The organism is Aliiglaciecola litoralis, from assembly GCF_039523355.1.
In the GTDB taxonomy this organism is placed as follows: Bacteria; Pseudomonadota; Gammaproteobacteria; order Enterobacterales; family Alteromonadaceae; genus Aliiglaciecola; species Aliiglaciecola litoralis.
Genome location: NZ_BAAAFD010000001.1, coordinates 406,070 through 425,411, shown reverse-complemented (window position 1 = coordinate 425,411; position 19,342 = coordinate 406,070). Strand labels below are relative to the sequence as shown.

The 19,342-nt window shown below is 42.4% G+C and carries 17 protein-coding genes; 8 read left to right on the top strand and 9 right to left on the bottom strand.

Annotated features, from left to right (window positions below; genetic code table 11):
- Positions 1–118: 118 nt before the first annotated feature.
- The 4 genes from ABD036_RS01945 (at position 119) to ABD036_RS01930 (ending at position 2,444) form a co-directional block, all read left to right on the top strand.
- The gene (locus tag ABD036_RS01945) at positions 119–550 is read left to right on the top strand and encodes a type II toxin-antitoxin system RatA family toxin (RefSeq protein ID WP_343856035.1); all 432 of its coding nucleotides are present in this window, start codon (positions 119–121) and stop codon (positions 548–550) included.
- Positions 547–885, top strand: coding sequence for an RnfH family protein (locus ABD036_RS01940; RefSeq protein WP_343856034.1), 339 nt, complete (start codon positions 547–549; stop codon positions 883–885). The genes ABD036_RS01945 and ABD036_RS01940 overlap by 4 nt, the downstream gene beginning before the upstream one ends.
- Positions 886–1,034: 149 nt before the next feature.
- The gene (gene ylqF, locus ABD036_RS01935) at positions 1,035–2,021 is read left to right on the top strand and encodes a ribosome biogenesis GTPase YlqF (RefSeq protein ID WP_343856032.1); all 987 of its coding nucleotides are present in this window, start codon (positions 1,035–1,037) and stop codon (positions 2,019–2,021) included.
- Between the two features lie 33 nt (positions 2,022–2,054).
- Positions 2,055–2,444 carry a YkgJ family cysteine cluster protein gene (locus ABD036_RS01930; protein WP_343856031.1) on the top strand — a complete coding sequence of 130 codons (390 nt, stop codon included), beginning with the start codon at positions 2,055–2,057 and terminating at the stop codon, positions 2,442–2,444.
- A 98-nt stretch (positions 2,445–2,542) separates the two neighbouring features.
- Here ABD036_RS01930 and ABD036_RS01925 read toward each other — a convergent pair whose 3' ends face one another.
- The 3 genes from ABD036_RS01925 to ppsR form a co-directional block, all read right to left on the bottom strand.
- The gene (locus ABD036_RS01925) at positions 2,543–3,787 is read right to left on the bottom strand and encodes a response regulator (RefSeq protein ID WP_343856030.1); all 1,245 of its coding nucleotides are present in this window, start codon (positions 3,785–3,787) and stop codon (positions 2,543–2,545) included.
- Entirely contained in the window at positions 3,777–6,470 is a 2,694-nt protein-coding gene (locus ABD036_RS01920) for an ATP-binding protein (protein WP_343856029.1), read from the bottom strand. Before ABD036_RS01920 ends, ABD036_RS01925 begins: the two co-directional genes overlap by 11 nt.
- A gap of 174 nt (positions 6,471–6,644) precedes the next feature.
- Positions 6,645–7,457 carry a posphoenolpyruvate synthetase regulatory kinase/phosphorylase PpsR gene (gene ppsR, locus ABD036_RS01915; protein WP_343856026.1) on the bottom strand — a complete coding sequence of 271 codons (813 nt, stop codon included), beginning with the start codon at positions 7,455–7,457 and terminating at the stop codon, positions 6,645–6,647.
- 266 nt (positions 7,458–7,723) lie between these two features.
- Here ppsR and ppsA point away from each other — a divergent pair, with 266 nt between their 5' ends.
- Positions 7,724–10,099: a phosphoenolpyruvate synthase gene (gene ppsA, locus ABD036_RS01910; RefSeq protein WP_343856024.1), complete on the top strand. Its 2,376-nt coding sequence runs from the start codon at positions 7,724–7,726 to the stop codon at positions 10,097–10,099.
- Positions 10,100–10,218: 119 nt separating this feature from the next.
- Here ppsA and ABD036_RS01905 read toward each other — a convergent pair whose 3' ends face one another.
- The 3 genes from ABD036_RS01905 to ABD036_RS01895 form a co-directional block, all read right to left on the bottom strand.
- Positions 10,219–10,440 (bottom strand): PGPGW domain-containing protein, encoded by a 222-nt coding sequence (locus ABD036_RS01905; RefSeq protein WP_343856023.1) that lies wholly within the window; start codon positions 10,438–10,440, stop codon positions 10,219–10,221.
- Positions 10,437–10,604 carry a hypothetical protein gene (locus ABD036_RS01900; protein ID WP_343856021.1) on the bottom strand — a complete coding sequence of 56 codons (168 nt, stop codon included), beginning with the start codon at positions 10,602–10,604 and terminating at the stop codon, positions 10,437–10,439. Before ABD036_RS01900 ends, ABD036_RS01905 begins: the two co-directional genes overlap by 4 nt.
- 127 nt (positions 10,605–10,731) lie before the next feature.
- A complete protein-coding gene (locus tag ABD036_RS01895) occupies positions 10,732–11,667 on the bottom strand; it encodes a fatty acid desaturase family protein (protein WP_343856020.1) in 936 nt (311 codons plus the stop codon).
- 80 nt (positions 11,668–11,747) lie between these two features.
- Here ABD036_RS01895 and ABD036_RS01890 point away from each other — a divergent pair, with 80 nt between their 5' ends.
- The 3 genes from ABD036_RS01890 to ABD036_RS01880 all read left to right on the top strand — a co-directional run bounded on the left by ABD036_RS01890 (position 11,748) and on the right by ABD036_RS01880 (position 16,203).
- On the top strand, positions 11,748–12,572 hold the full coding sequence (locus tag ABD036_RS01890; RefSeq protein WP_343856019.1) for a hypothetical protein: 825 nt from the start codon (positions 11,748–11,750) through the stop codon (positions 12,570–12,572).
- Positions 12,573–12,686: 114 nt separating this feature from the next.
- Positions 12,687–15,755, top strand: coding sequence for a D-2-hydroxyglutarate dehydrogenase YdiJ (gene ydiJ, locus ABD036_RS01885; RefSeq protein ID WP_343856018.1), 3,069 nt, complete (start codon positions 12,687–12,689; stop codon positions 15,753–15,755).
- Between the two features lie 13 nt (positions 15,756–15,768).
- Positions 15,769–16,203 (top strand): DUF4826 family protein, encoded by a 435-nt coding sequence (locus ABD036_RS01880; RefSeq protein WP_343856016.1) that lies wholly within the window; start codon positions 15,769–15,771, stop codon positions 16,201–16,203.
- A 91-nt stretch (positions 16,204–16,294) separates the two neighbouring features.
- Here the strand turns inward: ABD036_RS01880 and ABD036_RS01875 are convergent, their stop codons facing one another.
- The 3 genes from ABD036_RS01875 to ABD036_RS01865 are packed head-to-tail and all read right to left on the bottom strand — an operon-like array spanning position 16,295 to position 19,195.
- Entirely contained in the window at positions 16,295–16,753 is a 459-nt protein-coding gene (locus ABD036_RS01875; protein ID WP_343856015.1) for a GNAT family N-acetyltransferase, read from the bottom strand.
- 24 nt (positions 16,754–16,777) lie between these two features.
- Positions 16,778–17,932, bottom strand: a complete 1,155-nt coding sequence (locus tag ABD036_RS01870) for a cupin domain-containing protein (RefSeq protein ID WP_343856013.1) — start codon at positions 17,930–17,932, stop codon at positions 16,778–16,780.
- Positions 17,933–17,962: 30 nt separating this feature from the next.
- Positions 17,963–19,195, bottom strand: coding sequence for an adenylate/guanylate cyclase domain-containing protein (locus ABD036_RS01865; protein WP_343856011.1), 1,233 nt, complete (start codon positions 19,193–19,195; stop codon positions 17,963–17,965).
- Positions 19,196–19,342 lie beyond the last annotated feature (147 nt).

Below are 19,342 nucleotides of genomic sequence, written 5' to 3'. Positions count from 1 at the left end.
TTCCATAAAAAGGGTTGTAAATTAATCGCTTGAGCTTGGTAGATGAGAACTACAGGCTTGGTATTAATGGGAATCGTGATAGACTTTCACCGTTATTTTTTGGTTGTTAGGAGCGTGAATGGCGAGTATTCACCGAAGTGCATTGGTTGCCTTCAGTGCCGAGTCAATGTTTGATCTGGTTAATGATGTTGAATCTTATCCTTTATTTTTGCCTGGATGTGCACAAACAAAGGTGTTGGAGCAAAGTGAAGACACTATGAAAGCCGCTATTTTAATTTCTAAAGCGGGCGTAAAGCAGTGGTTTACCACGAGCAACGAGCTTGATCGTGGGCGATCAATTCAAATGAATTTAATCGAAGGTCCATTTTCTCATTTATCCGGGGGCTGGTTGTTCACCAAACTGTCTGATGACGCTTGTAAAATTGAATTGAAATTGGATTTTACCTTTTCCAGTAAGCTGGCTGAAATGGCGTTTGGGCGGGTGTTCAATTCAATCGCAACTAACATGGTAAACGCATTTACCGCGCGGGCGAAGGAAGTGTATTTATGACCGAACGACAAATTACGGTTGAGGTGGTGTACGGCACGCCCGACAAACAATCCTTGCTTAAAGTGGTTATAGAACAAGGTGATACGGTAGAAGATGTGATTAAAACATCAGGTATTTTACGTCGTTTCCCAGAAATTGATTTGACCCAAAACAAAGTCGGCATTTGGAATCGGACCTGTAAGTTGAGTGATCAACCCCGTGAGGGAGATCGGGTGGAAATTTATCGACCTTTAATCGCTGATCCCAAAGAAGTGAGACGTTTACGTGCGGAAAAAGCCAAGGTGGAAGGGCGTGCAGATAAAGTCACCGGTGGCCGAGTTAAATCTTCTACTTAACATGCTAAAACGGGTCTGCTGCGATGAAACCAGACAAGCATGAACTATATGAACAAAGTCGTTAGCTTGCTTTTGTCACAATTAAAACGATTAAACACTCAGTTATCTATACTTGGTGATATCTCGACAAATTAAAGGTAAATAAAAATATGGCGGTCCAGTGGTACCCCGGGCATATGCATAAAGCCCAAAAAGAAATAAAAGAAGTGTTACCCAGTGTCGACTTGGTGATTGAAGTACTTGATGCGCGGATCCCTTATTCCAGCGAAAATCCAGCTATTGCCAAGCTAAGGGGTGACAAGCCTTGTATAAAAGTACTGAGCAAAACGGATTTAGCCGATCCAGAAATGACTGCCCTGTGGCAGACTTATTTGGAACAAGAACAGGGCGTTAAAACCTTTCCGACGACAACTCAACAACCCGCAAAAATTAAACAGATTGTCGATTTGTGTCGCAAGATGCTGCCTGATAAAGACGCCAGCATAAAGTCGATCAACACCATGATTGTGGGCATTCCCAATGTCGGTAAATCAACCCTAATAAACACCTTAGCTGACAGGGTAATTGCCCAAACCGGCAATGTCCCAGCGGTGACCAAATCTCAACAACGGATCAATTTAGGCAGTGGAATCGTGTTGTTTGATACGCCCGGGATCCTGTGGCCTAAAATTGAAAACCCAAATAGTAGTTACCGGCTGGCCGCATCGGGTGCAATTAAAGATACCGCAATGGATTACGAAGATGTGGGCTTTTTTACCGCAGACTATTTGATCAAAGCCTATCCCAAATTAATGCAAGAACGATTTGGCTTGGATGAGTTACCGGATACTGAATTGGCTTTCTTAGAGGCTGCTGCCGCCAAAAGAGGGGCTTTACGTGCCGGTGGGAGAGTGAATTTACATAAAATTTGTGAAGTGCTGATTAATGAACTTCGCTCAGGCCAGTTAGGCCAAATTACCCTTGAGTCGCCACAAATGGTGGAAGTGGAAGAGCAGGAGGTTGCAGCAGCGCAAGCTAAAAAGGACGCTGAAAAAGCCGCCAAAAAACAAAAATTTAAAGATGGCTCTGCGACGCCGACAAAACGTGACTTAAAAGAGCAGAAAAACCTAACCGGTGGCAAGAAGAAGCGCAGGTAATGCCGCTTTTCTGCGCTGAATCGAGTAACGATTATGCAAGCATGTAACTCCTGTGGAATATGTTGCACCAAGTACAGTGACGGCGGGTTGTCGGCAACTCAGCAGGAAATTGAAATGTGGTCGTTGTTTCGTCCTGAAGTCAGCGAATACGTTAAAAATGGCAGGATATGGATGCATCCGCAAACCGGTCATCAATTATCGGTCTGCCCTTGGTTACGCAAAGAGCCTAACGTTGCTCGTTATAGCTGTGCTATCTATGAAGACCGTCCAGATGATTGCAAATACTATCCGGTGACCATACAGCAAATGGTTGATGATCATTGTGAAATGCTTGAGCCGGGTGATACTGATAACCCAAAACAAGCGCAAATAACCTTAGACAAAATAATGTGTGGAAGTCGTCCCTCGTTGTTATCAAGGTGACAGATTGATAATTACTCTTAGTATTAAACTAAGGTAACAGATTGATAATTACTCTTAGTATTAAACCAAGGTAATAGACTTACGCTTAAGGGGAAACGTTAACTAGCCGTGACTCGGTTTTTAAAGTATTTAGCGATAAGTTTGTCAACCGTCGTTTTATTCAGAGGTTTTATCACATAGCCTTTAGCACCGCGCTCTAAGGCTTTACTTATAATTGATTTACTCTTATTGCCTGACAACATAATGATCGGTGTTTCTTTGTTCAGACTATCACCATTTGTCGCTTGATCCACAATGTATATGCCATTGGTATCTGGCAAGCTAATGTCCATTAACACAAGGTCATACTTTTTGCTCGTTAAGCAGGCATAGGCTTGCCGACCATTAGCCACGGTTTCAATATTAAACTTATAAGTTCCCAGTAACTTTCGGGTTAAATGGACACTTATTACATCATCTTCAACTAATAAAATAGTGGGGATTTGTTCTGCTTCTTTTAGCAATGCATCGGGATCGACATTCTGTTGGTACAATCGATTGAACGCATAGGTTTCTTTAGGTTTTGGTTTCGCAGGTTTGTCTTCCGCTGTTGCACTGGCTTCCGCAACAGGCTCTTCTTGTTGTTGAATATTGAGCGACTGAGAAAGCAATTTTATGGCTTTTTCTTGTAGCCTAATCAATTCAGGCCTAATTTCATTTGAGCGAATACTGGCAAGTGTTTCTTTTAGCTTCTCAATATCCAGCTTAACGGGTTGATTATTCTGCACTTTTTGCGCAGCTGATTCCAAAGCATTATCTATTTCTATGATGCTGTCTTCAAATGCGTGCTGAATTTCATCTTTACGCGCCATCCCTTGCTTTACGATCTCTTCTAAAATTTCGTCTTGTAGATTTACTTGTTTAATCGGTTTGGCGTTGAACTGTTCTGCAGAAAGGTTATTTACGCCTAACTCAATTAACAAATGCTCGCATATCATAACGATACGATGCATTTCGTAAATTGGTCTAGAAACCATATAATCGTCAATGATTCTAGCTTTGTAGGCTTCATAGGCTTGAGGCTCGCTTTGCCTAGGAATTAGGCTCACCACGCGATGCTCACATATATCATAACTCTTAACCGCATCTAGCGAGCGGTAGTAGGGGTGTAAGCTTTTCTCTAAGGTGTCACCGGTCATTAAAAAGACTTTTTCAGACTTATCAACCAACAAACGACAAACTTCTTTTAACTCGGTACACACGATCACCGAAAGGGCATGCTTCTTGAGGATTTCCAATACCAGTGCATCAGCCTCAGGACTGGTTTCAAATAAAACAATATTGCTGGTTTTATCAGCTGTCATTAGAACAGTACTCGCCAATGTGGTTAATCAGTTGCTCAATGTTTTTCAGGGTTTGCTGCCAACTGGTGTTTATTTGCTGCATGTCTATGTCGCTTTGTGAACAGATAGTCTCCAAAATTTCACATTGCTGACTAAGTTGTGACGCCCCTATTATTAAGGCGCTACTTTTCAGGCTATGAACGAGTTTTCCTAAAGTTTTGATGTCTCGAGCGAGGTATGCCCGTTCCATATCTTTTGCACTTTCAAGCAGGCTTTGCGCAAAACCTTGCAAATATTGGTGTTCTTCGTGCTCATCTGTATAGCCTAAGATAGAGCGCAAACATTCTATCTGCATTATCTGCTCAGAATCTGTTGCATCCTCAAGTATACCTATATTATCTGCGTAAAAAATACCCTCATCTTCCAATTCACTTTGTATATCGGTGTCCTCGAAATAATAAGGCTTTAAATCGGCATCTTGCTTCTTCGCTTTATTTTCCATGTTTAACTGCTGGTTTCGTTTCGCGGTTTCGGCATTATCGTTCATTAGGCTAACAAGCTCATCAACCGTCATAGGTTTCATCATGATCCTATTCGCACCTGCGGCAAAACAGGCTTCAGTGCAGCGCTTGGTCTTGTCTGCCGTCAATATCACCATTAATGCAGGGGGGCGCTCTTCGAACTTCTCGGTTTCTCTGAGAATTTTTAACAATTCTGCACCGCTAACGGCTGGCATTTGAAAGTCACTAATGACAATATCAAATTTTTGTTGTTCGAAAAATATAACCGCATCCTCGGGAGTTAGTGCAAAGCTTGCGTCTATTCCTAAGGTTTGGAATTGTTTTTTCAATACAAACATATTATCGCTATTATCTTCAACTACCAGCACTCGTTGATTTACTTTAATGAGATCGTCAGCTGGTTGTTGGCTGGTATTGCTTGTTGTTAAAGGATCTGGTGATTGGACTAATTTTAAAATTTGCTTCAGTCTTACTGGCGTGCGGTGGATTTTTCGAAATTCTTCGCAAGCACCTTCTATTAAAGCATCCATCAGTAACACAACTTGTTCCGCTGAATAGTGAGTTAGCATCGCGGGGTCGTCAATTAACGTCTTGTCAATGCACAGAATAGCGTCGGGAGACAAAGATCCAGGAACTTCTTTTACATAGGTAATTTCAAATTTTAATGACTGGGAATACAGCTCCATGACTTGATAGAAGGTGCGATCGTTAGTGATCAGCGTTTTATTGGCCAATTTAGCAAAATCAATTTTTGAGATTTCAGATTCACCACTACTTTGCAGTGGCAGTTGCACGATAAACTCAGAGCCTTCTCCCTCTTGGCTTTTTACATAAATATCGCCTTCCATCATATTGCATATTTTTTGACACAGACTCAGGCCAATCCCCGTCCCGCCGTACTGGCGATGTATGTTGTGGTTAGCTTGGGAGAAACGGTCAAAAATAGAGGTTTGTTGAGACTTTTTAATACCAATACCATTGTCTTTGACACTAAAACGAGTGTAGCCGGTTAAACTGTCCTGCGAAACATGTAACCAAAGCTCAGGGGCCGAATTGTTGTTAAATTTAAGGCCATTACTAATGAGATTGTAGAGAATTTGGCTCAATCTCACATCATCTGCAATCACGTATTGGGGCAAATTGGGATCAACAAATAACATCAGTGCAGTATTCTTAGATTGCGCTTGCCCTGCAAAGCTGTCGATCACTTTTTCACAGAACTCTCTTAATTGAATATTGACGAGGGTTAACTGAACTTTATTCGCATCGAACTTGGTAAAGTCCAACACATCATTAACTAAGTGTAATAGAGCAGTAGCACTGCTGCGCATGCGCTTGATGTATTCATGTTTTTGCAAGGTTGGCTCTAGCATGCATAAATCAACCAAGCCAATGATTGCGTTAAGTGGTGTGCGCACTTCGTGGCTCATTGCCGCCATAAAATTACTTTTCGCGTCACTCAGTTCTGTGGCTTCGTTAAACGCACTTTCTAATTGTTCGTTTAACTCTTTAAATTGTGATTCATTGATACATAATCCACTGCGCTCATTGCCGTGGGTCAAGTTATCGCGATAAGAAAAAAACTCGCCATTTGGTAGAGAAAAAGCCAGATTACATTCGTGATGGTTAGACAATTTGAAACGTAAAAAACGAAAAATCTTGCGCTCATAAACGGGATCATTTGGGCTCAGAAAATTCGCTATTTTTTCAATTAATTCAAATGCACTCAGCTTGCCTTGGTGATGTTTCGTTACAAACGGGAACATTTCAATAAACTGATCGTTAATGAGGTCTATTTTGAAATGATGGTCGATGATAATAATGGCATCTGACATCTGATTAATGGCATTAACGAGGTTGTGATAACGCTTCGCTAGTGCAAGCGGTTTCGAGTTGGCAATTTTAATCATGCACAACTCGTCATGCATTGGCATCCTTGTCAGACACTTTTCGCGACCGCCTTTTTGCCAGTAAACTAATTCTTCTTGGCTGGAAATTAAAGGAGTGAGCTTGGTTAATAACGAATCTAGGTTTTCAGACAATTCAGTGTCTTGCTCAAACGTCGTGTTTACAGCAACCAATTGACAATCTTTGTTCACCACAATCACGGGGTGGGTGAAAAGATTGATAAGTCCAAGGGCCTTTTCGTTGTCTGTCATTGTCACCTTATTTATGGTTTTCATTTAACTTTTCACTCACACCTTTACACAAGCTTAGATGCAGAATACTAACTAAGCAATTTATGTGCGCATTTGAGGTGTTTTCAACCATAAAAACAACCTAAACAACAACATCTTATGGTATTGATAAGGATAAATGAAGACATTATTTACACAATTCGTGACGACCAACAGTAATTAGTATTTGCGTCTTTGTAATCCCGTTTGAGCAAGTATTTTTGCCGACATTTCTTCAATCGAGAATTTGGTACTATTGAGAAAAGGTATTTTTTCTTTTCGATACAAGTTTTCAACCTCACGTAGCTCCATACGACACTGTTGCATAGATGCATAGCGACTGTTGGCGCGCCGTTCAGAACGAATTTGATGTAACCGCTCTGCCATGATGGTTAAGCCAAACAACTTCTTCTTAAATCGTTTTAAGGCAGGAGGAAGCTTCAATACGTCACCCATGTCTTCTTCGGTAAAAGGGTAGTTTGCAGCTTTAATACCGTACTGTAAGGCCAAGTACAGGCTAGTGGGGGTTTTACCGGAACGAGACACACCACATAGAATAATATCCGCTTCATTGTAATCTTTGATATTAGAACCGTCGTCATTGGCTAAGGCGTAATTCACTGCATCAATTCGGATGTCATAGGTTTTCTCATGAATACTGTGGGTGCGATGTTTTTCCGGCATGGAATAAACACCCAGGGCTTTTTCCAAAGGAGCGACAAACTGATCTAGGAAGTTATAATTGATCCCCACAGACTTGGAAATCATCTTTCTGATTTCAGTGTTAACGATGGTGTAAAACACCAATGGACGTTGACCGCTTTCCTGAAAACTTTCAGAAATCTTGTTGAGCACATCTTTGGCCTGTTGTTCAGTTTCTACGAAAGGAACCGTTTGATGTTTGAATTCTACCGTGAAAAGTGACAGTAAAGCGTGGCCAAATACTTCTGCGGTAATGGCTGTACCGTCTGATATATAAAAAGCTGAGCGCACTACATTTCCTTAACAATGTTGTAATTTAATTACAGAATTAAATTAAATTTTACTTTCATCTTTGCCCCATTCTAAAATCCCTGACGCAAAAAGCCAGAAGGTGAACACAAATAACAGTTTCGCACCCATCTGAAGACTTACTTTGCACAAAACGACGCGGTTAATCACGGTTTTTATTTTTAGTTATAAAATTCAGTTTGGCTAAGTCGGAAAAAATATACGCTTATTTGAGCGAACAGCTGACTACAATTATGAGGATAAACGTAGTGCAAGAATATGTACTTTGGTATGAGCAATTAGGCATGAGTGATGTAGATCGCGTTGGCGGTAAAAACGCATCACTTGGGGAAATGATTTCAAATCTTGCTAGTGCAGGAGTACAAGTACCAGGAGGGTTTGCCACTACGGCGGATGCGTTTAACGAATTTCTAGAACAAAGTGGGCTTGAAGCGCGCATTCATGAGGTGTTAGATAACCTAGATGTTGACGACGTTGCTGCATTGAATCAAGCAGGCGAGAACATTCGTAACTGGGTTATTGAAACGCCTTTCCCAGCAGCATTAGAAGAGGCAATTAAAACGGCATTTGATAAGTTGCAAGGCGATGCGGGTGATAATGCTTCCTTTGCAGTCCGCTCTTCAGCGACGGCAGAGGATATGCCGGATGCGTCTTTTGCCGGACAACAAGAAACCTTCTTAAATGTGAAGGGGTACGATAACGTGATGGTAGCAATCAAACACGTTTTCGCATCTCTATTTAATGACCGTGCAATTTCCTATCGCGTACACCAAGGGTATGACCACAAAGGTGTGGCATTGTCTGCCGGCATACAGCGCATGGTCCGCAGTGATGTTGCTTCCTCTGGTGTTATGTTCACCATCGATACTGAGTCTGGCTTTGAGGATGTTGTCTTTATCACCTCATCCTACGGCTTAGGTGAGATGGTTGTTCAAGGAGCGGTCAATCCCGACGAGTTTTATGTCCATAAACCAACCTTAAATAAAAACAAACCTGCGATCGTACGACGCAATTTAGGCAGTAAATTAATCAAAATGATTTACTCAGATGATTTAGCGCATGGCAAACAAGTCGAAATCGTAGATGTGGATAAGTCGCAAAGCATGGATTTTTCTATCAATGATGAAGAAATCATGGACTTAGCACGTCAAGCGCAAATCATCGAAAAACATTATCAACGTCCAATGGACATTGAATGGGCCAAAGATGGTACTGATGGAAAACTTTACATCGTACAAGCTCGTCCTGAAACGGTTCGCTCTCGCGAAGATATTCAAGTTATTGAGAATTTCCAGTTAAAAGGTAAAGCCAAGGTTGTTACTGAAGGACGCGCTATAGGTCACAAAATTGGTGCTGGTGTTGCCAAAGTGCTTGGCTCTATTGATGAGATGGGCAAGATCCAACCAGGTGATGTACTGGTAACGGATATGACGGATCCTGATTGGGAACCGATCATGAAAAAAGCCTCTGCTATTGTCACCAATCGCGGCGGTAGAACCTGTCATGCGGCTATCATTGCCCGAGAGTTAGGGATACCAGCGGTAGTAGGATGTGGCAACGCAACACACTCAATTGAAACCGGAGACAACATTACCGTTTCTTGTGCTGAAGGTGACACCGGTTACGTTTACGACGCTCAGTTAGACTTTGATGTTGTGACTTCTCGAATTGATTCAATGCCTGATATTCCGCTTAAAGTCATGATGAACGTGGGTAACCCAGATCGTGCCTTCGATTTTGCTCGTTTGCCACACAAAGGTGTGGGTCTAGCGCGCTTGGAGTTCATCATCAACCGCATGATTGGCGTACATCCAAAAGCACTACTGGATTTCGACAATCAGCCTGATGAGTTAAAAGAAGAAATCTCGGAGATGATCTCCGGTTATGCTTCGCCAGTCGAATTCTACATTGAAAAATTGGTTGAAGGGATCTCGACAATTGCAGCTGCATTTTCTCCTGAGAAAGTGATTGTGCGCATGTCTGACTTCAAATCCAATGAATACTTTAATTTGGTCGGCGGATATCAATATGAGCCAGATGAAGAGAATCCTATGTTGGGATTCCGTGGTGCTAGTCGCTACATTTCTGATGACTTCCGTGAATGTTTTGCCCTTGAATGTGAAGCCATTAAACGTGTTCGCAACAAGATGGATCTGACTAACGTAGAAATCATGATCCCCTTTGTACGTACCTTAGGTGAAGGCGAAAAAGTCATTGAACTGCTCGCCGAGCAAGGTTTGGTAAAAGGCGAAAATGGTTTAAGAGTGATCATGATGTGCGAACTGCCATCTAACGCGTTATTGGCTGATCAGTTCCTGGATATCTTCGATGGTTTCTCTATCGGATCAAACGATCTTACTCAGCTTACCTTGGGCCTAGACCGAGATTCAGGTTTGATTGCGCATCTGTTCGATGAGCGGGACCCTGCGGTAAAAGCATTATTAAGCATGGCGATAAAGGCCGCTAAGAAGCGTGGTAAGTACGTTGGCATCTGTGGCCAAGGTCCTTCAGATCATGAAGATTTAGCTGCATGGTTAGTAGAGCAGGGCATTGATAGTGTCTCGCTTAACCCTGACACTGTGGTTGAAACATGGTTGTACCTAGGCGAAAAGCACGGTAGCTAAGATTTGTATTAGTGACCGCAAAAAGGCGAATACTCAGTATTCGCCTTTTTTTGCTTAGAACGGTTTAGGAAGCTATCTTGTTTATAAATATTTTTTTATATCAATTATTTAAACAACGACTAGTAGCGTCTTAGGCGTCTTTTAAGCATTAAACGATCTAGTTTTCTTGCTCCTATGGCCATGGCCGACTGACATTTTTTTAGCCACACTCTAGCAATGGGGAAATCAATACTTAGAACTACTAAGCCAGCAAGCAGAAACAGAATTGAGCCTGGAAGTATGGCTAGGACTATGCCCAGTAATACCAAGGTTGCGCCGATAATTATGCGAATTGTTTTCAAACATTATTCTCCGTTTTTTTGCGTTTAGTATTCAAAATGCCAATCCAAAAAGCCAATTCAATACACACACCTAAAATAATCAATACAACCATCCCTGTTGCACTACCAATCAAGTAGCAACCGATAGCGGCAACGATCATTAAGCAAAGTAAAATCCAGCGCATGACAATTTCCATATTTTTTATACTTAGTGATAAGTATAGGGTGAATCAATGTCTAGAGTTGTGTCAGCTTGTAACAAAGTATGTGAACTATATTAAACGAGGAAAAGTAACGGCGACCTTACGCTGATTAGACTTCACTGATAGATGACGCAGCGTGGCGCTTTAGGTTTGATTTTCCGTGGGATTTACTGATATTGCGTTTGAGAACTGCCCAATAGTTTTGCTCGATACAGTCAAAATCAAGGTACATACCGCGATCTTTAAACAGCCTATGAGCCTTAGCTAAATTGTGAGCCGGAATATTTTGATGAATATGATGTTCCAAGTGATAATTGACCTGATTTGGTGCCAACATTAATTTTTCCAGAAAGTTGGCATAGGTAGTTCGCGTGTTTAGCCTAGGGTCCAACTTTAGACTGTCAGAGACGTTGCCATGCTCTCCCATAATCCTCATGCGGCTAAGTAGCGGATAGGTAAATAAGTAAGCTAGCCAAAATATCGCATATGCCCAAGGTGCTTGAAAGGCAATTAATAATGACAATGCCACACTGTGGATCACGAGGTTGCGCAAACGTTTTTGCCAATTAGAGGTTTTAATCTGATAGAGCAGTTCTTTTACTCCGTTGACCCCGGTTACATCACGTAAAAGTTTGCGTAGCATACTATTCGGCGTGGCGGGATAACCTTGCACAAACAAGCGATCAGGATCTTGAACTGTGCCCGCGAGCTGATGGTGGGCAAGGTGGCTGGCTTTAAATTCATCAAAATCGACAAATACGAAACCTCCCAGTAACCAACGCCCAACAATTTTGTTTAGCTTCGCAGAACGAAATAAGCTGCCGTGACTTGCATCGTGAGCCAGTACCGCTACCCCCAAAATGCGGCCCCCCATTAACCAACTGCCAAGTAATAATGTTAGTAAATTAGGAGTGATAATAAACAATGAAAAAGCTAAGGAAATCAATGCATAATTAATTGAAACGCGATACCATCCCCATGCATCGGATGTTTGACACAAATCTTTTATTTCTTCAGAGGATACGTATTCAGCCAGTCGGAGCAAAATGATTTCCCAAGTCAGTAAGTGACATGTATCTTCACTTACTATATAACAACAAATGAATGAATGAAAATAGATTTGTTATGTTGATCAATTACGATATTGCATTGGAAAAACTAAAAGCCGATAGTGCAGACAAGAAAGTCTTGGAATTATTGAGTGCAATCAAAGGGTTCCAGATTGATGACTTAACGAATTTAAGTGCAAAACAGCTGCTAGTTGTTGCGAATCGTCTTGAAATCACCGAAGCCTCGGTTCGCATGGCGTTATCTCGGCAAACCAAACAAGGCAAATTAATTCGCGAAAGCGGTCGCTATACTCTCGCCAGTTTAAAACAGCCTTTCCGATTACCGCGCTTTTGGTTAGATATTCGTCACCGTAGCATCAGCTGGAAGGGCGATTGGTTTTTACTTAATCTAGGTGAACATAAGTTTTCACCGACCATCATGCGCAGATTGTCACGCAAAGCGGAGCTTTTGGGCCTTGCCCATTTACCCTCCATTGGTTGGGTTAGACCAAACAATTTAACCGATTTAAACAGCGAAGTTGTGTTTCATTTTGAGAAAGTAACAGGGCAAAGTGATTTTATTATGGGCACCTTGTCGGACTTATCCGTCACCCGCCAAGATAAGTTTATGAAAGCATGGCCAACCGCCAAACTTAATACGTTTTATCAAGAGGCGCTTACCTTTATTACTGACGAGCAACATAAGATCAAAGAAATGAAAGACCAAGACATACTTGTCCGTAGCTTTGCTATCGGCCGCTTTTTGGTCGAATATCTGTCCAATGATCCTTGGTTACCATCACAAATGGTCAATGTTGCTGACAGAGAGCAATTAGTCAATGCATCCATGGCCTATTATCAAGAAATCATGCCAGCATGGCTAAGTGTGTTGCAAGAGTGAAACTAAAGCGTCGATAATATGTGTAAGATGTATTAAATATATTGAATCATTTTGGCATTTTGCCCCCGCTAGCAGGTATAATCCCCAGCTAAATTTAAACTTCAAGCAGTGACAATGTTACCCAATCTCGACCCCCAATCAATTCTGGAAACTCATTACCAAGCATTTCTTGATGCATTAACGCGCGCTGATTTTCATGGCGAGATTGAACACAGCTATTCGAGCCGATTGGCAGTGGCTACGGACAACTCAATTTATCAAGCACTTCCGCAAGCCGTGATTTTTCCGCGCTCGCTCGATGATCTTATCCTGATAGGTAAAATAGCGTCAGGGTATGACGAGGTGAAATTTAGTGCTAGAGGCGGTGGCACGGGTACTAATGGACAGTCGTTAACCAACGGCATAGTTGTCGATGTGTCACGACATATGAATCAGATCCTGGAGATTAACACTGAACAGGCTTGGGTAAGAGTGCAGGCTGGGGTTGTAAAAGATCAGTTAAATGATGCGTTACGACCACTGGGATTCTTCTTCGCCCCCGATTTATCCACCAGTAACCGCGCGACTATTGGTGGCATGATCAGTACCGATGCCTCAGGTCAAGGTTCACTGGTCTATGGAAAAACCAGTGATCACATTTTAGCATTAACCAGTGTTTTAGTTGACGGCACAGTGCTGCGCAGTCACCCAGCCGCAATCGAACAATTGCTTGCATCTGATGATACGCCAGCAAAGTTAGCGGGAATTTATCGGCAGTTAGTCGCCACCTGCGTTAATAAACGTCAGCAAATTTTACAAAAATTCCCACGACTCAATCGTTTCCTAACTGGTTATGATTTGGAACACACGGTATCGGATGATCTTAAACAGCTTGATGTCAGCCGCATCATTGCAGGATCTGAGGGTTCCTTAGTCTTTGTCGCCGAAGCAAAACTCAATATTACCCCCATTGCCAAACATACCGCACTGGTCAACATCAAGTACGATTCCTTTGAATCAGCGCTACGACACGCCCCGCATATGGTCGCGGCGCAAGCAACCTCGGTTGAGACAGTTGACAGTAAAGTGTTGAACTTAGCTAAACAGGATATTGTTTGGCACTCGGTAAAAGACCTTATTCAAGATGTGCCCAATAAGGATGTGTTGGGCTTGAATATGGTCGAATACAACAGTAATGATCAGGCTGAAATCGAACAAAAAATTAATCAGTTAAGTGTGTCCCTTCAAAATGCCGCTGAAAAGGGTGAGCATGGCGTGATCGGATTTCAATTAACCTACGACAAAAAAGACATAAGCCGAATTTATGCAATGCGTAAAAAGGCCGTGGGGTTGCTGGGTAAAGCGAAAGGCTGGAAGAAACCTATCGCCTTCGCTGAAGACACAGCCGTTCCTCCCGAAAACTTAGCCGACTTTATTATGGAGTTTCGCGCTCTACTAGACGCTAAAGGCTTGGACTACGGTATGTTCGGGCATGTTGACGCGGGTGTTTTGCATGTACGTCCTGCACTGGATATGTGTGATCCGAATCAGCAGCAGATCATGCAGCAGATTTCTCACGAAGTGGTTGCCTTGGTGGCCCGCTACGGCGGTTTAATGTGGGGCGAACATGGAAAGGGTTACCGCAGTGAGTTTGGCCCAGCCTTTTTCGGCGAAGAATTGTTTACCGAGTTACGCAAAATCAAGGCTGCGTTTGACCCACTCAACAAAATGAACCCGGGTAAAATTTGTACGCCAATTGATTCCAACCAGCAGTTGGTTAAAGTCTCCGATCCGAAGCGCGGGGATTTTGATGCGCAAATTCCAATTCAAGTTAGGAATTCCTTTGAGCCAGCGATGAGCTGCAATGGCAATGGCTTATGCTACAACTATGATACTAGTTCACCCATGTGCCCCTCAAGTAAGATAACCCGAGACAGACGGCATAGCCCCAAGGGACGCGCGGGTATGATCAGAGAGTGGTTGCGACTCCTGAGCAAGCAAAATATTGATGTGATTGATTTAGAGAAAGGGCAATCCAGCGCATCTTGGTTCGAGCGTCTGCAAAACACCCGTTTCAAACATAAGAACACTGACTTTTCCCATGAAGTCTTGGAAGTCATGGAAGGGTGTTTAGCATGTAAGGCGTGTGCCAACCAATGCCCGGTTAATGTCGATGTCCCCAGTTTCCGCTCACGCTTTTTAGCGATTTACTATCAACGTTATTTGCGTCCGGCTAAAGATCATCTAGTCGCAAATATAGAATCCATGGCGCCAATCATGGCTAAGATGCCTGATTTTGTTAATTTTTTCCAAAACCAAAAATGGTTCAAGGGCTTGCTCAAATCGACGATTGGTTACGTTGATGCGCCACTGCTGTCAAGTCCGCCGCTGAGCAAACGATTGGCTAAGCGTTCGGTAATGCCATTTAATATGTCCGCGCTACGCGCATTGAATGAGCAGCAAAAGCGTAACACAGTGTTAATTGTGCAAGACCCATTCACCAGCTTTTACGAGGCTGAGCTAGTCGATGATTTAGTGAATTTGCTGCAAAATTTGCACTATAACCCAGTGGTGTTGCCCTTTAAGCCCAATGGTAAAGCACAGCATGTGAAAGGGTTTTTAGCGCGTTTTGCAAAAACTTGCGCTAATACTGCCGAGTTTCTTAATCAAGTCAGCGAATTGAATATTCCGATGATCGGAGTTGATGGCTCATTAGTGCTTTGCTACCGCGATGAATATAACAAGGCCTTAGGCGAAAAACGCGGCGATTTTACCGTAAAATTAGTAAATGAATGGCTTGTTGAACAAAAACTGCCGGCAAATTTGCAGCAAATATTAGTGAAACAAACAGCATCAAACCCAACTTATTCTTTGCTTTCGCATTGCACTGAAAAAACCGCAGTACCTGCCAATGACGAACAGTGGAAGAACATATTTGCACACTTTGGTGCAACGCTTAATCCTATTGCCGTTGGTTGCTGTGGCATGGCTGGCACCTATGGGCATGAACTTAATAATTATCAGAACTCACAAGGTATATATCAGTTGAGCTGGCAATCGGTCATTGACAATACGGCAGCGGAAACTGTGCTTGCTACAGGGTATTCTTGTCGAAGTCAGGTAGCTCGTTTCGCCGGAAACAAACCCAAACATCCAGTGCAGGCGTTATTGCAACTCGTGACGGCCAGCAACACAAAACATTAGATAAAGGATCGATATGACACAACAAACAACACCAATGAGCCAAGAACAATTAACGACTTGGGTAAGAGAGCAGTTTCAACGTGCAAATAAGCATCTGGCTGAAAATGGCGTAATTTTTGATTCTGTTATCACCGAAGAAAGCCGCTATTTAGCGCCTTTTGTAGCTGTGTGGAAAATTAAATCGTTAGAAAAAAAGTATTATTGGGTAATAAGTGGCGATGTGCCTTGTGATTTCATTGCCTATGAAAATGAAAAAACGGCCCGAGATGCAATTCGTCACTTTTCACTCATGTGGCAATTAAAAGCGGAAAATTTATCTAAAGGAACTGATTTGGATAAAGCCCAACAAGATTATATCGACCTACTGGTTACTAGAGCGGAAGGTTTGTATCGAATTTATAACCAAAAAGAGCTTTGGCAAGAAGTTCAAGGTGGCAAACCTGAATAAATTAACCTGAACTCGGGATTAGATGTGTCGAGCAATTAGGTATAATTTATCGAGTTATTTTGCAAAAAAAAACAGCACTTAAGTGCTGTTTTTAATGGGTTAATTCTACTCTATTAAGAGAGAAATCGGATGTACAGCATGCCATTTTTTGTCTGGCTATACCGGCATCCATATACACGGCACCGACCGGTTCAAATCCTTGATGCTGGTAATATTCAACTCCGTCTAGCTCACACTGCACAAATACCTTTTGCAGACCAATTAGGTTCGCCTTATTAATAAGTGCATGAAAGAGCGCTTGGTATACAGCTGGTTTGCGGTGTTCTGGTACAACCGCGATGCGACCAATTTCTCCTTTGTGGGTTAAACGTCCTGTCGCAATCGGTTGTTGCCGTTCGTCAAGCACAAGTACGTGAGATGCATCGTAGTCGTGTTGATCGAATTCGCATTCTTTAGGAATGCGCCACTCGTAAACAAATACCTTTTCTCTTAGCTCGCTGAGCTTATGTTTTGCGTTTTTCCAGTCGACGTTTCTTACAGTAAACGTCACTATCAGACTCCTCAAAGTGTGTTTTTACACAGGGATAAATCCCCCTGTACTTATAAGTCTAGACAATGTTTGGACAAAAAATAAACCATTTTGGTGATAAATTTTCTGATTTTTATCAAGCAAGGGGGCTGTAAGCATTTCATTGAAGTCGTCAATATCCCTGTCGTTGACTATAAGTTTATGCTGGTTTATCCAAGTAACATATTGATATTTATCACCTAATTTGACTTTTGATTGGACTATTTGGGCATCGGATTGCGCAACAAACTGGGTGCCTTCTGCAAGCATATTAGCTACCGTTTCAGTTGAATAATTTTCTTCAAATTCAGCATCATATTCACCGCTTGAAACAGGCTCACTGAGAAAGTGGCCGATAAAATCATCAAATTGTGAGGAATTGATCATTTGTAACAAAAGTTCTTTGAACTGTTGCTTTTCATGTAAGTTAATTTCGAATTGGTTGTCTCGTAGTTGTAGATTCGGATCGCTATACCGTGTCTCGAAAAGTTCGAAATCTTGCGCGTAATCAGCAAGCGCGCAAAGCAGCTCACGTTGGGTTGGGGCTCTAAATCCAATTGAATAATTCAAACACTCTTCTAACGCCACACCATTATGCGGAAAACCCGGAGGGATATAGATCATATCGCCTGGCAGTAAAACCTCATCGATGATCGGCTCAAAAGGCTCGGTTTGTTTTAAGTCTTTGGTTGGAACAATCGTTTTATAATCTTTCTTTTCGCCCACTTGCCAGCGTCTTGACCCTGTCCCTTGAACGATAAACACATCGTATTGGTCGAGGTGTGGACCCACGCCAGCCCCAGCAGTAGAAAAACTCACCATAAGGTCATCTACCCGCCATTTAGGAATAAAGTCGAAGCTGTCCAACAGAGCTTTAGCCTGCTCACTATAGCAATCAACAGCCTGTACTAATAATGTCCAAGCTCCCACACAATGCGGGCTAAAATCTTCAAATGGACCGTGAGAAACGGTCCAACGACTTTGATGGTTGGTAATGATACGCGAATCAATGTCGGCCTCTTGGGCTAAACCAGCTAATTCATGTTGATCAATTGGGTCGACAAAATTTTGAAAAGCTTGGCGGATCACCAACGGTTTTTTTTGCCAATAGTACTCAACAAACTCTTGTTTGTTCATCATTGAAAGAACGTAACTGTTCAAATTTAAATTTCCTAATATGACGCCAAAGGCTCAGTTTATTTGCAACCTAAATGCGCTAAGTGTACCAAGTCCTTTTAATTTTATCTTGCCTTGCGAATGGAATTGAAAATACGGCCTGCACTGTGCGTAAGTTGCTTTACAAACCTGAATATTATCTGCTTGGCCGTGACTTTCTAATCGAGATGCCAAATTGACAGTTTCGCCCCAAATATCGAAACTCGTCGCATGACTACCAACAAAGCCTGAAGTGATTTCGCCGCTTGCAATGCCTATTCTAAGGTGCAGTTCAACGCCAGCTTTGTTAGAAAGTTGCGCAGTGCGTTTCAACATTTCAATAGCCGCTTGGCAACACGGTAAAGCGGGTAACTCAACCGGTGCCAGTACACCGCTGGTTGCAATATATTGATCACCGTTAGTTTTAATTTTTTCTAGCCCCCAACGTCGGCTTATATCATCCATCGCTTGAAAAAAGTCTTTCAATAGGCACATTACTTCAGCGCTACTTTTTTGCGCACAAAGCTCTGTGTAACGTTGCATATCGGCAAACAGCACACAGCCGCAGTGTTGCTCTATCGGTAAGGAGGTCAATTTGTTCGCACTGCGTTGGCTTAGTTCGTTGATAATGGGGGCCGGTAAGGTTTGCTGTAAAAGATTTTCAAGTCGACGTTTTTGCAACTCCGTTTTAGTTTGAAGTTGGCGGTGGTTAGTGTAAATCAATTGGCTAGCGAGGATCGCCGCGATAAATAAAAAGAAATGGTTGGAGACAGACAGCAACAGGGGTTGTGAACCCTTGGATATTATATCGGCAGAGCTTAACCAATACCACTCGATGGCGCCAAAACTGAGGAGGTACATTGAAATACTCAGTACTTTTGATGGTTTCTCCCAAGCCCGGTACAAAAACGGGCTAACAAAGAGCGCGATAATGAAAAAATACTGGAAGTGCAAGTTTATCTGCCAAGCAATGCTGGAAAATCCAATAAAGCTGATGTAACCCAAGGTCAGCAGGCTTCTGGCACTATGGAAATGTCCTAGGCGATTGAGAACTGGCACGGCTATAAATAGTAAAATATGTAGGCTGCAAACCAAGGCAACCACCAATCCAGCGAATTGCCAAAATACCATGATCAGCGGAATTTGCGCCAACAACATCAGTATAATCATCAACGCCAGGCAATTGATTATCTTAATTTGACTGATATTGTCATGACCATTTGTGGTAATGCCCATAAAGGCGATGCGGCTGTAGAGGGATTTTAGCATAAGCATTCCTTTGCCATTGCTTGAGTTACTTAAGCTTATCAGATAACCAACTATCCGATATGTTGAAGCCGTACAGTTTTAGGTTACGTGTTGAAAAACTAGACGTTATTCAACGAGCGCCACCGTGCTTTTCATTGACTAGGCGTC